Consider the following 18,674-nt stretch of genomic DNA (forward strand, 5'->3'; position numbering starts at 1 on the left):
GCGTGGGCACCGACCCCTACCTTTCACCGCCAAAGTAACGAATGAAAATCGCAATCGTGGGAGCCGGGATCATCGGCGTCACCACTGCATGGGAGCTGGCCTCCGACGGCCATGAGGTGGCGGTCTTCGAGCGCCGCGGTGCCGCCGCCGAGGAGTCGAGTTTCGCCAATGCGGGCGTGGTCGCGCCCGGCTACGTGACCCCCTGGGCCGGACCCGGCATGCGCGCCAAGGTGCTGCGCTCGCTGCTGTCCACGCATGGCGCGGTCAAGCTGCGCTGGCCGCTGTCGTCTCGCGATGTCGGTTTCATGGCGCGCTGGCAGCGCGCCTGCAAGCTCGAAACCTACCTGGCCAACCGTTCCCGGATGCAGCGCCTGGCCTTCTACAGCCGCAGCCGGCTGCACGCCATCAGCGAGGCCTGCGAACTCGAGTACGAGCGCAGCGACGGCTACATGGTGCTGCTGCGCTCCAAGCGCGAGAAGAAGCTGGTGCAGGCCGGGCTCGAGGTGCTGCGCGCGGCCGGCAGCAATTTCCGCGAGCTCGACGCGGACGAGGCCCGCAAGATCGAGCCGGCGCTCAGCACCGACACGGCGCTGGCCGGCGCCATCCATCTGCCGGACGACGAAGTCGCCAATTGCAGGCAGTTCGCGCTGCTGCTCAAGTGGGAGGCCGAGGCGCTCGGCGCCCAGTTCCATTTCAACTGCGACCTGGCGCCGCTGAGCCGGTCGGCACCGACCTCGCTGTCGCTGGCCGCGGGCTCCGAGGCGCATCGCTTCGATGCCGTGGTGGTCTGCGCCGGCGTCGACTCGGCCGCGCTGCTGCAACCGCTGGGACTGCGCATTCCACTGGCGCCGGTCTACGGCCACTCGGTCAGCGCCCAGATCCGCGAGCCGCTCAACGCGCCTCGCAGCGCCGTGATGGACGAGCGCTACAAGGTGGCGATCTCGCGGCTCGGCCTGCGCGTTCGGGTGGCCGGCAGCGCCGAACTCGGGGGCTCCCAGGCCAAGCTGAACCCGGCTTCGCTGGAGACGCTGTACAAGGTGCTGCAGGACTGGTTCCCCGGCGCCGTGACGCTGCGTTCGGGCGTGCAGCAATGGAAGGGCGCGCGGCCGATGTTGCCGGACGGCCCGCCGATCCTCGGCGCGAGCGGCGTGCCGGGCATCTGGCTCAACCTCGGCCATGGTTCGAGCGGCTGGGCGCTGTCCTGCGGCAGCGCACGCGTCGTAGCCGATCTGATCGCCGGCCGCGACGCCGGCATCGACCTCGAAGGGCTCGGCATCGAGCGGCTGCTGCAACATTGAGGCTCGCCATGCAACGCATCACCTCCGCCACCGCCGCCGCCCTGTTCGATGTCGCGGCCACGCGGCGGATCGAGCAATCGGCCGCGGCCGCCCTGCCGCCGCACACGCTGATGCAGCGCGCCGGCCTGGCGGTCGCGCGCCTTGCGATGGCGATCGCACCGCAGGCGCGCACGCTCTGGATCGCCTGCGGGCCCGGCAACAACGGCGGCGACGGCTTCGAGGCGGCGGCCCGGTTGCAGCTGCGCGGGTTCGCGCCGGTCGTGACCTGGGTCGGCGAGGAGGATCGGCTGTCGGGCGACGCCCGCGCGTCGCTGCAGCGCGCACGCGACGCCGGCGTCCGCTTCGCCGACGCGCCACCGGCGCAGCATGACCTGGCGATCGACGCCCTGCTCGGCATCGGCGCCACGCGGGCACCCGAAGGCCGCATGCTCGATTGGCTGCGACGCATGCACGCCGATGCGGCGCCGCTGCTGAGCGTGGACACGCCCTCGGGGCTGGGCGCCGACACCGGGGCGCTGTCGTTCGAGCTGCCGCCGGCTTCGCCGGGGCCGACGAATGCCCGCCGGCTCTGCCTCAGCCTGCTGACCCTCAAGCCCGGCCTCTTCACGGCCCAGGGCCGCGATGCCGCCGGCGAAGTCTGGTTCGACGACCTGGGCGTCGACCCCGGTGCCGCGCCCCCGGCCGCGCGGCTGCCCGGTGCACCGGTTGCGGCCGCCCGCCGGCAGTCCTCCCACAAGGGCAGCTACGGCGACGTCGCCATCATCGGCGGCGCGCCCGGAATGGCGGGCGCGGCGCTGCTTGCGGCCTCGGCCGCGCTCGCGGCCGGCGCCGGACGGGTGTTCGTCGCCCCGCTGGACGCCGGCGTCGCGCCGCTGGATCGGGTGCAGCCCGAATTGATGTTCCGCCGCCCCGAGATGCTGGATCTGGGCGCGATGACCGTGGTCTGCGGCTGCGGCGGCGGCACCGCGGTCGCCGCTGTGCTGCCCCGCGTGCTGGCGGAGGCCCGCACCCTGGTGCTGGACGCCGATGCCCTCAACGCGATCGCCGGCGACACCGGGCTGCAGTCGCTGCTGCAGGCCCGGGCGCCATCCGGCCGGACGACCGTGCTGACGCCGCATCCCCTCGAGGCGGCGCGCCTGCTGCAGGCAACCACCCGCGAAGTCCAGGCCGATCGGCTCGCTGCCGCCGTGCGCCTGGCGGCGCGCTTCGGTGTGGTGGTGGTCCTCAAGGGCTCCGGAACGGTCGTCGCCGCCATGGGCGAGCTGCCCGTGATCAACCCCAGCGGCAACGCGCGGCTCGCCACCGCTGGCACCGGCGACGTGCTGGCCGGCATGGTCGGCGCCGCGCTGGCCACGGGCCGGCCGGCGCAAACGGCGGCCTGCGAGGCGGTGTGGGCCCATGGCGACCTGGCGGACCGCTGGCCCGCCGGCATCCCGCTCACCGCCGGCGCGCTGGCCCGGCAGCGTCCCGGGTCCTAGGCCGCCGCCGGGCCGCCCCAAGGCGGCCTGCAGCCCCCTCGGGGGGCAGCGACCCACACGCAGTGGGGGAGCGTGGGGGCGATCCAGGCCGCCGCCGGGCCGCCCCAAGGCGGCCTGCAGCCCCCTCGGGGGGCAGCGACCCACACGCAGTGGGGGAGCGTGGGGGCGATCCAGGCCGCCGCCGGGCCGCCCCGAGGCGGCCTGCAGCCCCCTCGGGGGGCAGCGACCCACACGCAGTGGGGGAGCGTGGGGGCTATCCCCGACCGACGAAGGGCATCTTGGTCGCCATGATCGTGTGGAACAGCACGTTGGCTTCCAGCGGCAGATTGGCCATGTAGAGCACCGACTGCCCGACGATGGCGACGTCGATCACGGGCTCGATCGCGATCTCGCCGCTGGCCTGCGGCACGCCCTTCGTCATGCGCGCGGCCAGTTCGGTCATCGCATTGCCGACATCGACCTGGCCGACCGCGATGTCGTACTTGCGGCCGTCCAGCGAGGCGGTCTTGGTCAGGCCCTGCACCGCATGCTTGGTCGCGGTGTAGGCGATCGAATTGGGCCGCGGCGCGGTGGCCGAGATCGAGCCGTTGTTGATGATGCGGCCGCCGCGCGGCGTCTGCGCCTTCATGGTGCGGAAGGCCTGCTGGATGCAATAGAACATACCGGTCAGGTTGATGTCGACCACCCCCTGCCACTGCTCGGGCGTCCAGTCCTCGAACGGGCCCGGCGGATTGCCGACGCCGGCGTTGTTGAACAGCAGGTCGACACGGCCGAAGCGCTCGACCGCGGCCGCGAACAGCGCCTTCACCGATTCCGCATCGGCCACGTCGGTGGGCACGGCCAGTGCCCGCGCGCCGGCGCCCGACTCCTTGGCGACTTGCTCGAGGGGCTCTTGTCGACGGCCTGCCAGCGCCACGCTCCAGCCATCGCCCAGCAAGGCCAGCGCAGCGGCCCTGCCGATGCCGCTGCCGGCGCCCGTGACGACCGCGATACGGCTTGTCTTCTCACCACTCATTCCTGTGCTCCTAATTTTCAACGGCGCGGCTTGCGCCCCTTCATCTTGTTGGCTGCCTTCTTGACCGCGGTCCTGAAGGCCTGCATCGCGGATTGTGGCGCCGCCGCCGCGGCCCGCTCCGTCCGCTCGGCGCGCTCCGCACGCTCGACCGGTGCCTCGGCCTTGCTGCGCGAGCGCTTGGCCGAGGCCTTGACCGGCACGCCCGCGGCTGCAGCGCCCTTGTCCTTCATGGCGCGGGGCACCAGATCCTCGCCTTCGCGCACCAGGCGGAAGTCGATCTTGCGGCCATCGAGGTCGACCCGGCTCACCTGCACCCGCACGCGGGTGCCGATCGCATAGCGGATGCCGGTGCGCTCGCCGCGCAGCTCCTGGCGGTGCTCGTCGAACTTGAAGTACTCGCCGCCGAGCTCGGTGATGTGCACCAGGCCTTCGACATACATCGCGTCGAGCGTGACGAAGATGCCGAAGGTGGTCGCCGCCGTGACCACGCCGCCATATTCCTCGCCCAGGTGCTCGCGCATGTACTTGCACTTGAGCCAGGCCTCGACGTCGCGGCTGGCCTCGTCGGCGCGCCGTTCGTTGGCGCTGCAGTGCAGGCCCGCGGCCTCCCAGGCCAGCGTTTCCTTGGTCGGCGCGACCGTGGCCTTCTGCGGCTTGCTGGTCGGCGCCTTGACGCGCGAGGCCAGCCGCTTCGCCAGCTTGGCATGCGCCTCGCCCGGCGTCGGCAGCATCGGCAGCTGGTACTTGGTCTTGCCGAGGATGGCCTTGATCACGCGGTGCACCAGCAGGTCGGGGTAGCGGCGGATCGGGCTGGTGAAGTGCGTGTAGGCCTCGTAGGCCAGGCCGAAGTGGCCGCTGTTGATCGGCGTGTAGATGGCCTGCTGCATCGAGCGCAGCAGCATCGTGTGGATCTGCTGCGAGTCGGGCCGGTCCTTGGTCGCCTCGGCGATCGCCTGGAACTCGCCCGGCTTCGGGTCGTCGGTAATCGACAGGCCCACGCCCATGGCCTTCAGGTAGCCGCGCAGGATCTCCTTCTTCTCGGGCGTCGGGCCCTCGTGCACGCGGTAGAGGCCGGGATGCTTGCCCTCGGCGATGAAGTCGGCGCTGCAGACGTTGGCCGCCAGCATGGCCTCCTCGATCAGGCGGTGCGCCTCGTTGCGGGTGCGCGGCACGATCTTCTCGATCCGGCCGGCGTCGTCGCAGATGATCTGCGTCTCGGTGGTCTCGAAGTCGACGGCGCCGCGTTTCGAACGCTGCTTGAGCAGCGCCCGGTAGACGTCATGCAGGTTCAGCAGATCCTTGACGCGGTCCTTGCGCTTCTGCGCCTCGGGGCCGCGCGTGTTGCCGAGGATCGCCGCCACCTCGGTGTAGGTGAAGCGCGCATGGCTCCACATCACTGCCGGATAGAACTGGTAGGCGTAGATCTCGCCGTCGGCCGCGACCAGCATGTCGCACACCATGCACAGGCGCTCGACCTCGGGATTCAGCGAGCAGAGGCCGTTCGACAGCTTCTCGGGCAGCATGGGAATCACGCGGCGCGGGAAGTAGACGCTGGTCGCGCGATCGTAGGCATCGATGTCGATGGCCGATCCGGTCTGCACATAGGCGCTGACGTCGGCGATCGCGACCAACAGGCGCCAGCCCTTGCCGCGGCCGACCTTCGCGGGCTCGCAATACACGGCATCGTCGAAGTCGCGTGCGTCCTCGCCGTCGATGGTGACCAGCGGCACGTCGGTGAGGTCGATGCGGCCGTGCTTGTCGGCCGGCCGCACCTTGTCGGGAATCGCCTTCGCTTCGGCCAGGCACACCTCGGAGAACTCGTGCGGCACGCCGTACTTGCGCACCGCGATCTCGATCTCCATGCCCGGGTCGTCGATCTCGCCGAGCACTTCCTTCACGCGGCCGACCGGCTGGCCGAACAGCGCGGGCGGCTCGGTGAGCTGCACCACGACCACCTGCCCGACCTTGGCGGTACCGGTCGCGCCCTTGGGAATCAGGACGTCCTGCCCGTAGCGCTTGTCCTCCGGTGCCACCAGCCAGACGCCGCCTTCGTGCAGCAGCCGACCGATGATCGGCTGCTCGGGCCGCTCGAGGATCTCGACCACGCGGCCCTCGGGACGGCCGCGTCGATCCTGGCGCACGATGCGCGCCTTGACGCGGTCCTTGTGCAGCACCGCGCGCATCTCGTTGGGGGGCAGATAGATGTCGGCTTCGCCGTCATCGCGTTGTACGAAACCGTGTCCATCGCGGTGTCCTTGCACCGAACCTTCAATTTCATCCAGCAAGCCGCTGGGATGGCCAATATTTTTGATATGATCTCCTTCGTTCCTGAAATTCAAAACCTGCTGCAAGGACTTCCGAGCAGCATGTGGGCCCAGATGGCGGAATTGGTAGACGCACTAGTTTCAGGTACTAGCGAGTAACATCGTGGAGGTTCGAGTCCTCTTCTGGGCACCATAACTGATACAAGCAGACCCCGGCGAATCAAAGATTCACCGGGGTTTTTTGTTGCCTGCACACATTGCACGTCCACGGCCTCCATCGAGCCCAGAGACAAATCCACGCGCCCCATTGTGCGCTTCCCCCCGAACAGCCCGCCGCCGATCGCGCCTGCCCATACGGTGGCATGGGCCAATGCGAACAGCGCAAGGATCGAGACCAAGCTCGACGCCGCGGCCGACAAGACGGATTCGGAGAGGTGGGACAGTTTGCGACGAATGAAGTGGTGCGGTGACCCGCTGGCAGACAAGCGCATGGCCTGGCCGTCGACGCTGGACATCGGCCAGCGGATCGGATGCAGTCTAGCGCAGGATCGTGCTGCGCCGGCCTCGAAACTTGGACGGCCCGAACACGCTCGGCCTCGGGCAGAATTCCGCGAAGCTCTCAACTCGGTCCCCTGGATGCCACAACTCAAAGTCACCGTCGTCAACCTCACCGGCCAGGCCCAGCTGGTGCACGTCTTCGACACTCGCAATGGCGGCACGCGCCCGGTGGAGGGGAACCCGCTCGAGCTCGCGAAGGGCGAACACTCGAGCGCCTTCGGCGTCAACGCGGATGCGCGCGGGCACGGTGTCCTTGCCTATCGCAGCCGCAGCGGCATCGTCCGCACCGGCATCGACGTGACGGATGGCAGCGCCGTCGAGATCCGCTAGGTCCTGGCTGCCTTCGCTCGCGCGGTGCAGAATCGCCGCCACGCTCTTCAACCTCTCTTCTGTCAGGCTGCCTTGCCATGCGTTTGAAACTGGGCCTCTTGGCCGCCGTTCTCCTTGCTTCGGCAAACCACACCTTCGCCCAGGCCGCCGAGCCGACGGATACCGCCAGCTGCAAGGCCGAGGAGGCCACGCTCGATGAGGACATCGCTCAGGCGCGCGCCAGGGGCCAGATGCTCCGGCGCCGCCAGCTCACCGAGTCGCTGGCCGCGCTGCAGGCCCACTGCGAAGCCCTGATAGCCGCCAAGGACCCGGCGACGCAGATCAAGCGGCAGGAGCAAGAAGTGCAGCAGTTGCGGGTCGAACTTGAACGCGCGGAGGCACAGCTTCGCAAGCTCAAGGCGGCCAAGCCCTGAGCCGCCCCAGCGAGGAAACACAACCGGCAGCCATGTGCCGAGGGGCCCCGTCCAGAGGCCTTCGGCGACCCACATCGGATGCGATCAGATCGGCAGCGCGATCAGGTCGTGTCCCTCGGCACCGACGATGCGGGCCCGGGTGAACTCGCCGACCTTGAACGTCTTGCTGATCTTCTCGGGCGGAAGCAGCCGCACGGTGCCGTCGATCTCGGGTGCATCGGCGTAGGTCCGGCCGACGCCGCCCTTGCGGCCCATGGCTGGCGCCGAATCGACCAGCACCTGCATGGTGGCGCCGATGCGCTGGCGCAGCTTGGCGATCGAGACCGCCTCGGCGACTTCCATGAAGCGCGCACGGCGGGCCTCGCGCTCGGCCTCGGGCAGCATCCCCGGGATCTCATTGGCGGCGGCACCCTGAACCGGGCTGTAGGCGAAACAGCCGGCACGGTCGATCCCGGCCTCGCGGATGAAGTCGAGCAGGTGCTCGAACTCGGCTTCGGTCTCGCCCGGGAAGCCGGCGATGAAGGTGCTGCGGATCACCAGTTCGGGGCACACCTCGCGCCAGCGCGCGATGCGCTCGAGGTTCCTCTCGCCGCTGGCCGGGCGCTTCATGCGCCTGAGCACGTCCGGATGGCTGTGCTGCAACGGCACGTCGAGGTAAGGCAGCACCTGGCCGCTGGCCATCAGGGGGATGACCTCGTCGACGCTCGGGTACGGGTACACGTAGTGCAGGCGCACCCAGGCGCCGTAGGGCTCGGCGATCTCGCCCAGCGTTCGCACCAGCTCGAGCATGCGGGTCTTGACCGGCTTGCCGTCCCAGAAGCCGGTGCGGTACTTGACGTCGACCCCATAGGCCGAAGTGTCCTGGCTGATCACCAGCAGTTCGCGCACGCCGCCCTCGAACAGCGCCTTGGCCTCGGACAGCACGTCGCCGACCGGCCGCGACACCAGGTCGCCACGCATCGACGGAATGATGCAGAAGGTGCAGCGGTGGTTGCAGCCTTCGCTGATCTTCAGGTAGGCGTAGTGGCGCGGCGTCAGCTTCAGGCCGGCGATGCCGAAGGCCTGGGGAACCAGGTCGATGAACGGGTCGTGCGGCTTGGGCAGGTTGGCATGCACCGCATCCATGACTTCCTGGGTGGCATGGGGGCCGGTGACCGCCAGCACGCTGGGATGCATCTGGCGCACCAGGTTGCCGCCCTGCTCGCCGGTCTTGGCGCCCAGGCAGCCGGTGACGATCACCCGCCCGTTCTCGGCCAGCGCCTCGCCGATGGTGTCCAGGCTCTCCTTGACCGCGTCGTCGATGAAGCCGCAGGTGTTGACGATCACCAGGTCGGCGCCTTCGAAGGTCTTGGAAGTCTGGTAGCCCTCGGCGCTCAGCTGGGTGAGGATCAGTTCGGAATCGGTCAGGGCCTTGGGGCAGCCCAGGCTCACGAAGCCGACTTTGGGGGCCGGCGGCGCGGCAGTTCGTTCAGGGGAGGCAACTTCGCTCATATGCCCCTATTGTCCCAGCTATCGGACGCCGGGTCTCGATCAGGGACGTTTCAGGCCAAAAGCGCCAAGCACCTGCTCGGTGTTCTTCTGCATCTGTTCCTGCATCTGCAGGAACACGTTCTTCGACTGCTCGACATAGTTGCCCATGAGGCCCTGGAGCACCGGCGATTGCACCGCCATGAACCTGGCCCACATTTCGGGCGTCAGGCCTTCGGCCTTTTCGCTCAGCTGGGCCTGAACCTCGGACATCGCCTGGATGTTCTTTTCGAGGTAGGGGCCCATGTAGCTCTGCATCGCCTGGCCATAGAAACGGATGATGCTCGCCAGCACCTGCTCGGAGAACATCGGCGCCCCGCCGGCCTCTTCCTCGAGAATGACCTGCAGCAGGATGCTGCGCGTGAGATCGTCGCCGGTCTTGGCATCGCGGACCACGAACGAAGCCTTGTTCATGACCAGTTGCTTGACCTCGGCAAGCGTGATGTAGCTGGAGGTTTCCGTGTCGTAGAGCCTTCGGTTCGGATACTTCTTGATCACCCGCTGGACCGGCTTGTCGCCGGGCTTCTTGCTCTGCACTAGGAACTCCTTCTTGTTGGGGCGCGCCAGGGCGCGCGAGCAATTCTAGGGAGCGGCTTTGCTGCACCGCGCCAAGGTTTACCCTGAGCGGGAATGCCCACGGCAGATTCGAGGCCCGCTAGTCGAGCGTGGTCGCGTATTCCGCGCCGCAGACCTTGCAGCCGCCCGATTCGGGACGGTCGTCGGTGGCTTCGCGGTATTGCAGCGGACTCTTGATGCCGTGGAAGACCCAGCAACGGGGGCAGTGTTCCTGCCCGGCCACCGGCAGGTAGCCGCGCGCCCGCTGCTCGGCCCGTTCCCGCGTGACAGGCACACCCTGGCGCACCGTGCGCGCCACGTCTTCTGCGGCCATGGTGCCCGCACGGCCGTTGGCCCGGTCATTGAGCCCGTAGACCACCCGCGCGAACTCGAGCGGCGCCTGGCGCACCAGTGCTGCGATGCGGAGTTCTTCGAGCGAATCAGTCTCGGCCGCGGGGGTGTTCATCGGTTCCCTGAATCAGATGCTGTTGAAGGCGTCGGACGGGCAAGTTACCACAACTGAAGTCGGCCTTGCCAGTCGCCGAATGCCATAGACCCCTCGCTCCATCCAGGCTCCCGGATTGGAATATTCCCTTCATTTTGGTGGACGTATCGCGCAGACACTGCCGCGCGTCGGCCCCAGAATCGCCGCACCCTGACCCTGGCCGGATGACGCCCAAAAGATGAAATACAAGTCGCTCGAAGATTTCCTGAACGGCGCGCAAGCGCGCAACCCCTCCCAGCCCGAATACCTGCAGGCCATCGCCGAAGTGATGAAGAGCCTGTGGCCCTATATCGAGCAGCATCCCAGGTACGCCGCGCACGGCTTGCTCGATCGGCTGATCGAACCGGAACGGGTGCTCATCTTCAGGGTCTCGTGGGTCGACGACGGCGGCGAGGTCCAGGTGAACCGCGGCTACCGCGTCCAGCACAGCGCCGCGATCGGACCCTACAAGGGCGGCCTGCGCTTCCATCCCTCGGTCAATCTGTCGATCCTGAAGTTCCTGGCCTTCGAGCAGACGCTGAAGAACGCCCTGACCACCCTGCCCATGGGCGGCGGCAAGGGCGGTTCCGACTTCGACCCCAAGGGCCGGAGCCCGGGCGAGGTCATGCGCTTCTGCCAGGCCTTCGTGAGCGAGCTGTTCCGCCACATCGGCGCCGACCGGGACGTCCCCGCGGGCGACATCGGCGTCGGCGCCCGGGAGATCGGTTTCATGGCCGGCATGATGAAGAAGCTCGGCAACAGCGCCGACTGCGTCTTCACCGGCAAGGGCCTGAGCTACGGCGGCTCGCTGATGCGTCCCGAGGCCACCGGCTACGGCGCGGTCTACTTCGCCGAGGAGATGCTGCGGCAGAAGGGCCTCGGGCTGGAAGGCCTGCGTGTCGGCGTGTCCGGGTCGGGCAACGTGGCGCAGTACGCGATCGAGAAAGCCATGTCCCTCGGCGCGCGGGTCGTGACGGTGTCCGACTCGAGCGGCACCGTTGTCGACCCGAGCGGCTTCACGCCGGCCAAGCTCGCGCAGCTGATGGAGGTGAAGAACCGGCACTACGGCCGCGTCGGCGACTACGCCGCGCAAGTCGGTGCCGAGTTCCTGCCCGGACGCCGGCCCTGGCACGTGCCGGTCGACCTCGCCCTGCCCTGCGCGACGCAGAACGAGCTCGATGCCGAGGACGCGGCCATGCTGGTGAAGAACGGCGTCGTGTGCGTCGCCGAAGGTGCCAACATGCCGTCCACGATGGACGCCATCGCGCTGTTCGAAGCACGCGGCGTGCTGTTCGCGCCCGGCAAGGCCAGCAACGCCGGCGGCGTCGCGACCTCCGGCCTCGAGATGAGCCAGAACGCGATGCGCATCTCCTGGCCGCGCGAGGAGATCGATGCCCGGCTGCGCTCGATCATGCGCAGCATCCACGAGGACTGCGTGCGCCACGGCCGCCGTGGAGACGGCACCGTGAGCTACGTCGACGGCGCGAACGTCGCGGGCTTCGTCAAGGTGGCGGACGCGATGCTGGCGCAAGGCGTGATCTGATGCGGGAGAACTGCAACCCGATGGCCAGGCAGGCCGTGCCGACACGCGCGACGATGCATGTCAGGCCCCCTGCAACAGGGATCGACAAGCGTCAGAAACAAGAAGAACCGAAGGGAAGGAAAATTTCCCCGAAGGCCTGAGAGCTGGTCACTCTCAGAGGGGAAATTTGGTAGGCGCGATTGGACTCGAACCAACGACCCCCACCATGTCAAGGTGGTGCTCTAACCAGCTGAGCTACGCGCCTGAGGTTGTATTCGAGAGGCCGAAGTATAGCAGGCTATTGGGGCACTTTTCAGCGACGTCGCGCAGAACGCACGCCGGACACCGCGGCCACCACGGCGAGCACCTGCTTGAGCCGCGTCACATCGGCGATCTCCACGGTGAAGGTCATCCATGCCGTGCCCTTGACCGACTGCGTCTGCACGCCGATCACGTTCATCTTCTCGCGCGCCAGCACATCCGAGATGTCGCGCAGCAGGCCTTGCCGGTCGGCGGCCTCGACCGCGACGTCGACCGCATAGACCGAGCCGGCATCGCCGCCCTTCTGCGCACCCCACTCGACATCGATCACGCGCTCGCCGTTCTGCGCCGCCATCGTGCGAAAGTTGCTGCAGTCCGAACGATGCACGCTGACACCGTGGCCCTTGGTCACGAAGCCACGGATGGCGTCGGGCGGAGCCGGCTTGCAGCACTTGGCGAGCTGCGTCATCAACGACGAGACACCGACCACCAGCACCCCGCCGCGGCCCGACTGCTCGCTGCCGCGCGCCTTCTTGATGACGACGCCGTCGTCCGGTCCGGGGGGCGGCTCGGGCGGACGCAGCAGCATCTCGATGTTGCGCAGCGAGAACTCGTCCTTGCCGACCACCTCGAACAGGTTGTCGGCCGACTTGAAGCCCAGCTGCGAGGCCAGGTCATCGAGCTTCAGCGCGGTCTTGCCTTCGCGCTGCAGCAGCTTCTCGACCGCTTCGCGACCGCGTGCCACGGTCTCGTGCGTGATCTGCGCATTGAACCAGGCCCGCACCTTGGCGCGCGCCCGATGGCTTGCCAGATAACCGAGTTCGGCATTGAGCCAGTCGCGCGACGGCCCGCCCTCCTTGGCCGCGATGATCTCGACCGTCTGCCCGTTCTGCAGCGGCGTGTTGAGCGGCACCATCGCGCCGTCGACCCGCGCACCGCGGCAGCGGTGGCCGAGGCTGGTGTGCACGGTGTAGGCGAAGTCGACCGCGGTCGCACCCTGCGGCAGCTCGACGATCGCGGCGTCGGGCGTGAGCACGTAGATGCGGTCGTCGAACAGGCCCTGTCCGCGCTGGCCGCCCGAGAGATCGCGCTCCCAGGCCAGCAGCTGCCGCAGCACCGCGATCTTGGCGTCGTATTCGCCGCTGGCCCAGACGCCCGCATATCCCTTGTGGCCGGCCTCCTTGTAGGCCCAGTGCGCGGCCACGCCGTGCTCGGCATGGTCGTGCATTTCCTCGGTGCGGATCTGGATCTCGATCGGCTTGCCGACATGGCCGTCGACCACGTCGCGCACCACCGTGTGCAGCGACTGGTAGCCGTTGGGCTTCGGCCGCGCGATGTAGTCGTCGAACTCCTCGTCGATCGGCTGGAAGTGCGAGTGCACCCAGGCCAGCGCCGCATAGCAGTCCTTGACGTCGGCCACCACGACGCGCAGCGCCATGATGTCGAACACCTGCGCGAAGTCGAGCGACTTGCCGCGCATCTTCTTGACGATGCTGTAGATGTTCTTCGGCCGCCCCTGCACCTTGGCCTGGATGCCCTCGGCGGCCAGCTCGCGTTCGAGCCGGGCACGCAACTGCTCGACATAGCCTTCGCGCTCGATGCGCTTCTCGTCGAGCAGGCGCGCGATCAGCTTGTAGGTCTCGGGCTCGAGGAAGCGGAACGACAGATCCTCGATCTCCCACTTGACCTGCCAGATGCCCAGCCGGTTGGCCAGCGGCGCGAACACCTGAAGCGACTCGCGCGCCACGTTCTCGGGCAGCGGCTGCTTGCTGGCCGCTGCGTGCCGCAGGGTCTGCAGCCGCGAGGCCAGCCGCAGCATCACCACGCGCAGGTCGCGCGAGAACGCCAGCAGCATCTTGCGCACGTTCTCGGTCTGGGTGCCGGCGCCATCGGCCAGGTGCGCACTGGCAGTGGCCGATCGGGCCTGCTTCTGCACGTGCACGAGCTTGGTGGTCTCGACCGCCAGCGCCGCGAAGTTGTCGCCGAACACCTTGGCGATCACCTCTTGGGGCCGGTTCAGGTGCTGGCACGAATAGACCAGGTAGCTGGCCGCCTGCATGGCTTCGGAACCGCCCATGGCACGCACGATGGCGGCCACCGCATCGGCGTGCGCGAGCGTGTTCTCGCCGGTGTCCAGCGTCTCGTCGGCGATCAGCGGCTCGGCGAAGGCGCGCGCCCGCGCCAGCATGTTCGCCATCACCGGCGTGCGCTCGGCGGTCGCCGCCGACAGCGGATAGTCGACCACCAGCGAATCGGACGGCGCCGGCACGTGCAGGTTGGACTGTTCGCGCTTCATGGATCGCTGCGCCCGATGAGAGACTGCCGCCGCACGGGCCCGAAAGCTTCACGAGAGACGTGAGAGAGGGCGGGCTCGGTCATGGAAAAGGCGGGATCTCGATGAAGATAATGGGCTCGTTGCATCCTAATTCATTCGGAGATCGTCATCATGCTCAAAGGCAAAACCGCGCTTGTCACGGGGTCCACCAGTGGCATCGGGCTCGGCATCGCAAAAGCCCTGGCCGGCCAGGGGGCCAGCATCGTTCTCAACGGCTTCGGCGACTCGGAAGGCCCGAAGGCCGAGATCGCCTCGCTCGGCGTGAAGGTCGAGCACCACGGTGCCGACATGAGCCGCGCGGCCGACATCGAGGACATGATGAAGTTCGCCGCCGACCGCTTCGGCCGCGTCGACGTGCTGGTCAACAATGCCGGCATTCAGCATGTCGCGAAGGTCGAGGACTTCCCGGTGGAGCGCTGGGACGCGGTGATCGCGATCAACCTCACGAGCGCCTTCCACACCACCCGGCTCGCCGTGCCGGCCATGCGCGAAGCCAACTGGGGCCGCATCATCAACATCGCATCGGCGCATGGTCTGGTGGCTTCGGCGCAGAAGTCGGCCTACGTGGCGGCCAAGCACGGGATCGTCGGCTTCACCAAGTCGGTGGCGCTCGAAACCGCCACCACGGGAATCACCAGCAATGCGATCTGCCCGGGCTGGGTGCTGACCGCACTGGTGCAGAAGCAGATCGACGACCGCTCGGCCCGCGAAGGCATCTCGCTGGCGCAGGCGCAGAACGAGCTGCTGGGCGAGAAGCAGCCCTCGCTGCAATTCACCACTGTGGAACAACTCGCCGGGCTGGCGGTGTTCCTGTGCTCGCCGGCCGCCGACCAGGTGCGCGGCGTGGCCTGGCAGGTGGACGGCGGCTGGACCGCACAGTAGGAGCAAGCCCCGGCCCGGCGCACCCCGGGCCCTGCCGCCGGCCTGCTATTTGCTATTTGAGCTGAACCGAGCCCGAGACGTTGACCACCACGTTGGCCTTGCCGGCCTCGATCGGCACCGACGCATCGGAAGCCGACTTCGCCATCGCCTCCATGGCCATCATGCGCGGCTGCACCGGGCCGCCCAGGTGGGCATTGACGGAAACTTCACGCAGCGTGTAGCCGCCGAAGCCGAATCCCTTGGCCAGTTCGTCGGCGCGCTGCTTGAAGTTCTCGATCGCCGCGGCCTGAGCCTCGGTCTCGGTCTTGGCCTGCTGCTCTCGGCTCAGGCCGAAGCCGATGTTGGCGATGGACAGCGTGCCGATGCGGGCCGCGGTCTGCGTGATGCGCGGGAAGTCGCGCCCTTCGAGAACCAACGACGCGGTGCCGCGCCAGCCGGTCATCTTGCCCTCGCGGCTGTAGCGCGGCGCAAGGTTGAAGTTGCCGGTGCGCACATCGAGCTGGCCGGGCTGGGCGCTCTTGCGCGCTTCGGCCAGCGCGGCATCGAGCGCGGTCCGCAGCTGGGTCTGCACAGTGGCCGCGTCGGCGGCCTCCCGGGTGGTGCTGAGGGCCATGGTCAGCAAGTCCTGCTGGACCTCGACCGTCGAGTTGGCCGACAGCTGAAGCACGTTCTGCGGCGGTGCGAGGGTCACGGACTGGGCCGCGGCAGTGCCCGCGCCCACCAAGACGGCACAGGCCGCCATCCATTTGGCATTGTTCAAATCAGCACATCCTCGGAAGAAAAGAAATGGCCCCCGCGGGCCGGGGCTCAGGGCCGCTGGCTGCGCGGGGCGGTCAGTGCGCCCCGGGACGACGCGTCCGGCATCATGCGCTGCGCCGGCTGCGATTCTGCCGAACGCACGCCATCCTGCCCCGGCACCCACTGCTGCCGCACCTGCTGTCGCAGCTGGGCGAGCTCGGCCGGCGTCAGGCGCCGGCCACCGCCGCCGCTGGCTTCCCGGGCGTCGACGCGGGGCGCGCCGTTCGCCGACAGCATCCCGGCGGACCCGGCCCAGGCCGACATGCCCGCGACGGCAGCCAGCAATGACAACATGACGAAGGTGGATTTCATGGCGGCAAAAAGTGACGACGAGGTCACTGTGCCATCGCCTTGCAAGCGCTGGCGTCCCACCCGATAGCGGCCGCAAGTTTTGTAACTTAGTGTCAACACCTAGGCCAAAGCCGGCCAATGACGCGTCAACGGCTTCAGAATTGGCGCTGTTACAAATTCGGCGTTGTGAAAATGAATCAAGCTCCCGCTCGCACAGACAAGATCGTGATCGTCGATGACGACGCACGCATTCGCGACCTGCTGCGCCGCTACCTGACCCAGGAAGGTTTCGAGGTCATCGTGGCGGAAGACGGCAAGGCGCTCAACCGCATCCTGCTGCGCGACACGGTCGACCTGATCGTGCTCGACCTCATGATGCCCGGCGAGGACGGCCTGTCGGTGTGCCGCCGCTTGCGTGCCGCCAACGACCGCACGCCCATCATCATGCTGACCGCCAAGGGCGAGGACGTCGACCGCATCGTCGGACTCGAGGTCGGCGCCGACGACTACCTGGGCAAGCCCTTCAACCCGCGCGAACTGCTGGCCCGCGTGCACGCGGTGCTGCGCCGTCGCCCGCCGCTGGAGGCGCCCGGTGCGCCTTCGACCGACAACGAGACCGTCAATTTCGGCCCCTTCAGCTTCGACCTCGGCTCGCGCACGCTCAAGAAGGACGGCGAGGAACTCTCGCTGACCACCGGCGAGTTCGCCATGCTGAAGGCGCTGGTGCGCCACCCGAGGCAGCCGCTGTCGCGCGAAAAGCTGGCGCAACTTGCACGCGGCCGCGAATTCGAACCCTTCGACCGCAGCCTGGACGTGCAGATCTCGCGCCTGCGCAAACTGGTCGAATCCGACGCTGCAGCGCCGCGCTACATCCAGACGGTCTGGGGCGTCGGCTACGTGTTCGTGCCGGACGGCACGACCTGAAGCTCGTGGCCGCAGGCATCGGCCCCCAGACCACCCAGCCCAGCCCGCTCGAGGACAGCACCCAGGGGACGCTGCCGAGCCCGCTCGGGAGCATCTCGCGCCGCCGCAGGAAGCGGCTGCACCTGGGCCTCAGCCTCTTCTGGCGCACCTTCTTCCTGCTGGTGCTGCTGCTGATCGGCTGTACGGTGGCCTGGCTGCAGACCTTCCGCGCGCTCGAGTACGAGCCACGCGCCATCCAGACGGCGCACCAGATCGCTTCGCTGGTGAACCTGACGCGAGCGGCGCTGGTCTATTCCGACGCCATCACCCGGGTCTCGCTGATCAAGACGCTGGCCGACCAGGAAGGCGTGCGCATCCTGCCGCGCGAGCCCGGCGACCGCTTCACGCCCTACACCAGCGGCGCGCTCGACCAGCGCGTGACCGAGGAACTGATCGCGCGGCTCGGTGAGGGCACCACCGTGGCGAGCCGGGTCAACGACGAGCCCGGCCTCTGGGTCGGCTTCACCATCGAGAGCGACACCTACTGGCTGCTGGTCGACCCGACCCGCTTCAGCCGCCTGGACCGCCGCACCTGGATGATCTGGCTGGCCACCACGATGGCGCTGTCGCTGGCCGGCGCGGCACTGATCACCCGGCTGATCAACCGGCCGTTGAAGCAGCTGTCGCAAGCCACGCTGCAGGTGCGCGAGGGCGAGTACGAGGCGCACCGGCTCGACGAGCGGGCCCGCACCAACGAGATCCGGGCGGTCAACGTGGGCTTCAACCGGATGGCCGACCAGCTCGCCAAGATCGAGCAGGACCGTGCCGTGATGCTGGCCGGCATCTCGCACGACCTGCGCACGCCGCTGGCGCGGCTGCGCCTGGAAACCGAGATGAGCGTCGCCGACGAGGACGCGCGCGACCACATGGCGGCCGACATCGCGCAGCTCGACGCCATCATCGACAAGTTCCTCGACTATGCGCGGCCCGACCATGTCGAGTTCAAGCCGGTGCTGCTGCGCGACGTGATCGACGCCTGCACCTACGCGGTCCAGGACCACGAGGACATCAAGATCACGGTCGACGTGCCGGGCGACCTGCGGGTGATGGCCGACGAGGTCGAACTGCAGCGGGTGATCTCCAACCTGGTCGAGAACGCGCGCCGCTACGGCAAGACGCCCTCCACCGGCGTGGCCGACATCACGATCCAGGCCCAAGCCCATAACGACGCGGTGCTGATCAAGGTGCGCGACCACGGCGCCGGCGTTGCGCCGGCAATGCTGTCGCAGCTGAGCAAGCCCTTCTTCCGCGGCGACGTCGCGCGCACCTCGGCGGCCGGTGCCGGCCTCGGGCTGTCGATCGTGACCAAGAACATCGAGCGCATGGGCGGCACCTTCGCGCTCACCAGCACGCCGGGGCGCGGCCTGGCGGCGCACATCCGGATGCCGCGTGCGGCCTCGGTCAAGCCCGACGCCGCGGCGGCCAAGGACAAGCCGGCGCCCGCGGCAGCGCCGAACAACAAGAGCTGAGAGGCTGCCGGCCCAACCAGGGCCTGTTCACACTATTTCCGGGGTCGCGAAGGCCTGCCAGGACGGGCCAATCAAGGCGCGCGACGCGGCATGTGCGTTGGCACATGCAAGGCGTGCAACGCCGAGTGGCTCGTCCTGGCAGGCCTTCCCTGCGGGTTGCCGGGCCAAGGGGCCGTCTGCGGCGTTGCCCCCGCTTGCAAGGCSAAAGCCTTGCTGCGCGCGGGCGCCTTG

General features: G+C 68.4%; 16 protein-coding genes and 2 tRNA genes. 9 read left to right on the top strand and 9 right to left on the bottom strand.

Features of this window, described 5'->3' with window-relative positions; all coding sequences use genetic code 11:
* Window positions 1-41: 41 nt before the first annotated feature.
* Both AC1DYD_RS30565 and AC1DYD_RS30570 read left to right on the top strand, forming a co-directional pair.
* Entirely contained in the window at window positions 42-1,298 is a 1,257-nt protein-coding gene (locus AC1DYD_RS30565; protein WP_478176503.1) for a D-amino acid dehydrogenase, read from the top strand.
* Window positions 1,299-1,306: 8 nt separating this feature from the next.
* A complete protein-coding gene (locus AC1DYD_RS30570) occupies window positions 1,307-2,776 on the top strand; it encodes an NAD(P)H-hydrate dehydratase (protein ID WP_478176504.1) in 1,470 nt (489 codons plus the stop codon).
* 253 nt (window positions 2,777-3,029) lie between these two features.
* On the opposite strand, the gene AC1DYD_RS30575 is transcribed toward AC1DYD_RS30570, so the two are convergent.
* Window positions 3,030-3,791 (bottom strand): SDR family oxidoreductase, encoded by a 762-nt coding sequence (locus AC1DYD_RS30575; protein WP_478176505.1) that lies wholly within the window; start codon window positions 3,789-3,791, stop codon window positions 3,030-3,032.
* Between the two features lie 17 nt (window positions 3,792-3,808).
* The gene (gene rnr / locus AC1DYD_RS30580) at window positions 3,809-6,076 is read right to left on the bottom strand and encodes a ribonuclease R (RefSeq protein WP_478176506.1); all 2,268 of its coding nucleotides are present in this window, start codon (window positions 6,074-6,076) and stop codon (window positions 3,809-3,811) included.
* 87 nt (window positions 6,077-6,163) lie between these two features.
* Here rnr and AC1DYD_RS30585 point away from each other — a divergent pair.
* The 3 genes from AC1DYD_RS30585 (at window position 6,164) to AC1DYD_RS30595 (ending at window position 7,356) form a co-directional block, all read left to right on the top strand.
* Window positions 6,164-6,248: transfer RNA gene (locus AC1DYD_RS30585), tRNA-Leu, on the top strand.
* Window positions 6,249-6,364: 116 nt separating this feature from the next.
* Window positions 6,365-6,943, top strand: a complete 579-nt coding sequence (locus AC1DYD_RS30590) for a hypothetical protein (RefSeq protein ID WP_478176507.1) — start codon at window positions 6,365-6,367, stop codon at window positions 6,941-6,943.
* Window positions 6,944-7,020: 77 nt separating this feature from the next.
* Window positions 7,021-7,356, top strand: coding sequence for a DUF1090 family protein (locus tag AC1DYD_RS30595; protein WP_478176508.1), 336 nt, complete (start codon window positions 7,021-7,023; stop codon window positions 7,354-7,356).
* Between the two features lie 84 nt (window positions 7,357-7,440).
* On the opposite strand, the gene rimO is transcribed toward AC1DYD_RS30595, so the two are convergent.
* From rimO to AC1DYD_RS30610, 3 genes are all read right to left on the bottom strand, one after another.
* The gene (rimO, locus tag AC1DYD_RS30600; RefSeq protein ID WP_478176509.1) at window positions 7,441-8,847 is read right to left on the bottom strand and encodes a 30S ribosomal protein S12 methylthiotransferase RimO; all 1,407 of its coding nucleotides are present in this window, start codon (window positions 8,845-8,847) and stop codon (window positions 7,441-7,443) included.
* Between the two features lie 39 nt (window positions 8,848-8,886).
* Entirely contained in the window at window positions 8,887-9,420 is a 534-nt protein-coding gene (gene phaR, locus AC1DYD_RS30605) for a polyhydroxyalkanoate synthesis repressor PhaR (protein WP_478176510.1), read from the bottom strand.
* Window positions 9,421-9,538: 118 nt separating this feature from the next.
* Complete coding sequence (locus tag AC1DYD_RS30610; RefSeq protein WP_478176511.1) at window positions 9,539-9,904, bottom strand: hypothetical protein; 366 nt, start codon at window positions 9,902-9,904, stop codon at window positions 9,539-9,541.
* A gap of 217 nt (window positions 9,905-10,121) precedes the next feature.
* Between AC1DYD_RS30610 and gdhA the strand changes: the two genes are divergently transcribed.
* Window positions 10,122-11,465 carry an NADP-specific glutamate dehydrogenase gene (gene gdhA, locus AC1DYD_RS30615; protein WP_478176512.1) on the top strand — a complete coding sequence of 448 codons (1,344 nt, stop codon included), beginning with the start codon at window positions 10,122-10,124 and terminating at the stop codon, window positions 11,463-11,465.
* A 167-nt stretch (window positions 11,466-11,632) separates the two neighbouring features.
* Here gdhA and AC1DYD_RS30620 read toward each other — a convergent pair.
* Window positions 11,633-11,709: transfer RNA gene (locus AC1DYD_RS30620), tRNA-Val, on the bottom strand.
* Between the two features lie 48 nt (window positions 11,710-11,757).
* Complete coding sequence (locus tag AC1DYD_RS30625; protein ID WP_478176516.1) at window positions 11,758-13,902, bottom strand: RelA/SpoT family protein; 2,145 nt, start codon at window positions 13,900-13,902, stop codon at window positions 11,758-11,760.
* A 249-nt stretch (window positions 13,903-14,151) separates the two neighbouring features.
* Here AC1DYD_RS30625 and AC1DYD_RS30630 point away from each other — a divergent pair, with 249 nt between their 5' ends.
* The gene (locus AC1DYD_RS30630; RefSeq protein WP_478176513.1) at window positions 14,152-14,922 is read left to right on the top strand and encodes a 3-hydroxybutyrate dehydrogenase; all 771 of its coding nucleotides are present in this window, start codon (window positions 14,152-14,154) and stop codon (window positions 14,920-14,922) included.
* A gap of 52 nt (window positions 14,923-14,974) precedes the next feature.
* Here the strand turns inward: AC1DYD_RS30630 and AC1DYD_RS30635 are convergent, their stop codons facing one another.
* Together AC1DYD_RS30635 and AC1DYD_RS30640 are read right to left on the bottom strand one after the other, a co-directional pair.
* Window positions 14,975-15,664: an SIMPL domain-containing protein gene (locus AC1DYD_RS30635; protein ID WP_478176517.1), complete on the bottom strand. Its 690-nt coding sequence runs from the start codon at window positions 15,662-15,664 to the stop codon at window positions 14,975-14,977.
* A gap of 65 nt (window positions 15,665-15,729) precedes the next feature.
* On the bottom strand, window positions 15,730-16,059 hold the full coding sequence (locus AC1DYD_RS30640) for a hypothetical protein (protein ID WP_478176514.1): 330 nt from the start codon (window positions 16,057-16,059) through the stop codon (window positions 15,730-15,732).
* 144 nt (window positions 16,060-16,203) lie between these two features.
* Here AC1DYD_RS30640 and ompR point away from each other — a divergent pair, with 144 nt between their 5' ends.
* Together ompR and AC1DYD_RS30650 are read left to right on the top strand one after the other, a co-directional pair.
* Window positions 16,204-16,935 carry an osmolarity response regulator transcription factor OmpR gene (gene ompR, locus AC1DYD_RS30645; RefSeq protein WP_028250078.1) on the top strand — a complete coding sequence of 244 codons (732 nt, stop codon included), beginning with the start codon at window positions 16,204-16,206 and terminating at the stop codon, window positions 16,933-16,935.
* Between the two features lie 71 nt (window positions 16,936-17,006).
* Window positions 17,007-18,443, top strand: a complete 1,437-nt coding sequence (locus AC1DYD_RS30650) for an ATP-binding protein (RefSeq protein WP_478176518.1) — start codon at window positions 17,007-17,009, stop codon at window positions 18,441-18,443.
* The last annotated feature ends 231 nt before the right edge of the window (window positions 18,444-18,674 follow it).

This window comes from Variovorax sp. P4_B11 (assembly GCF_056402355.1).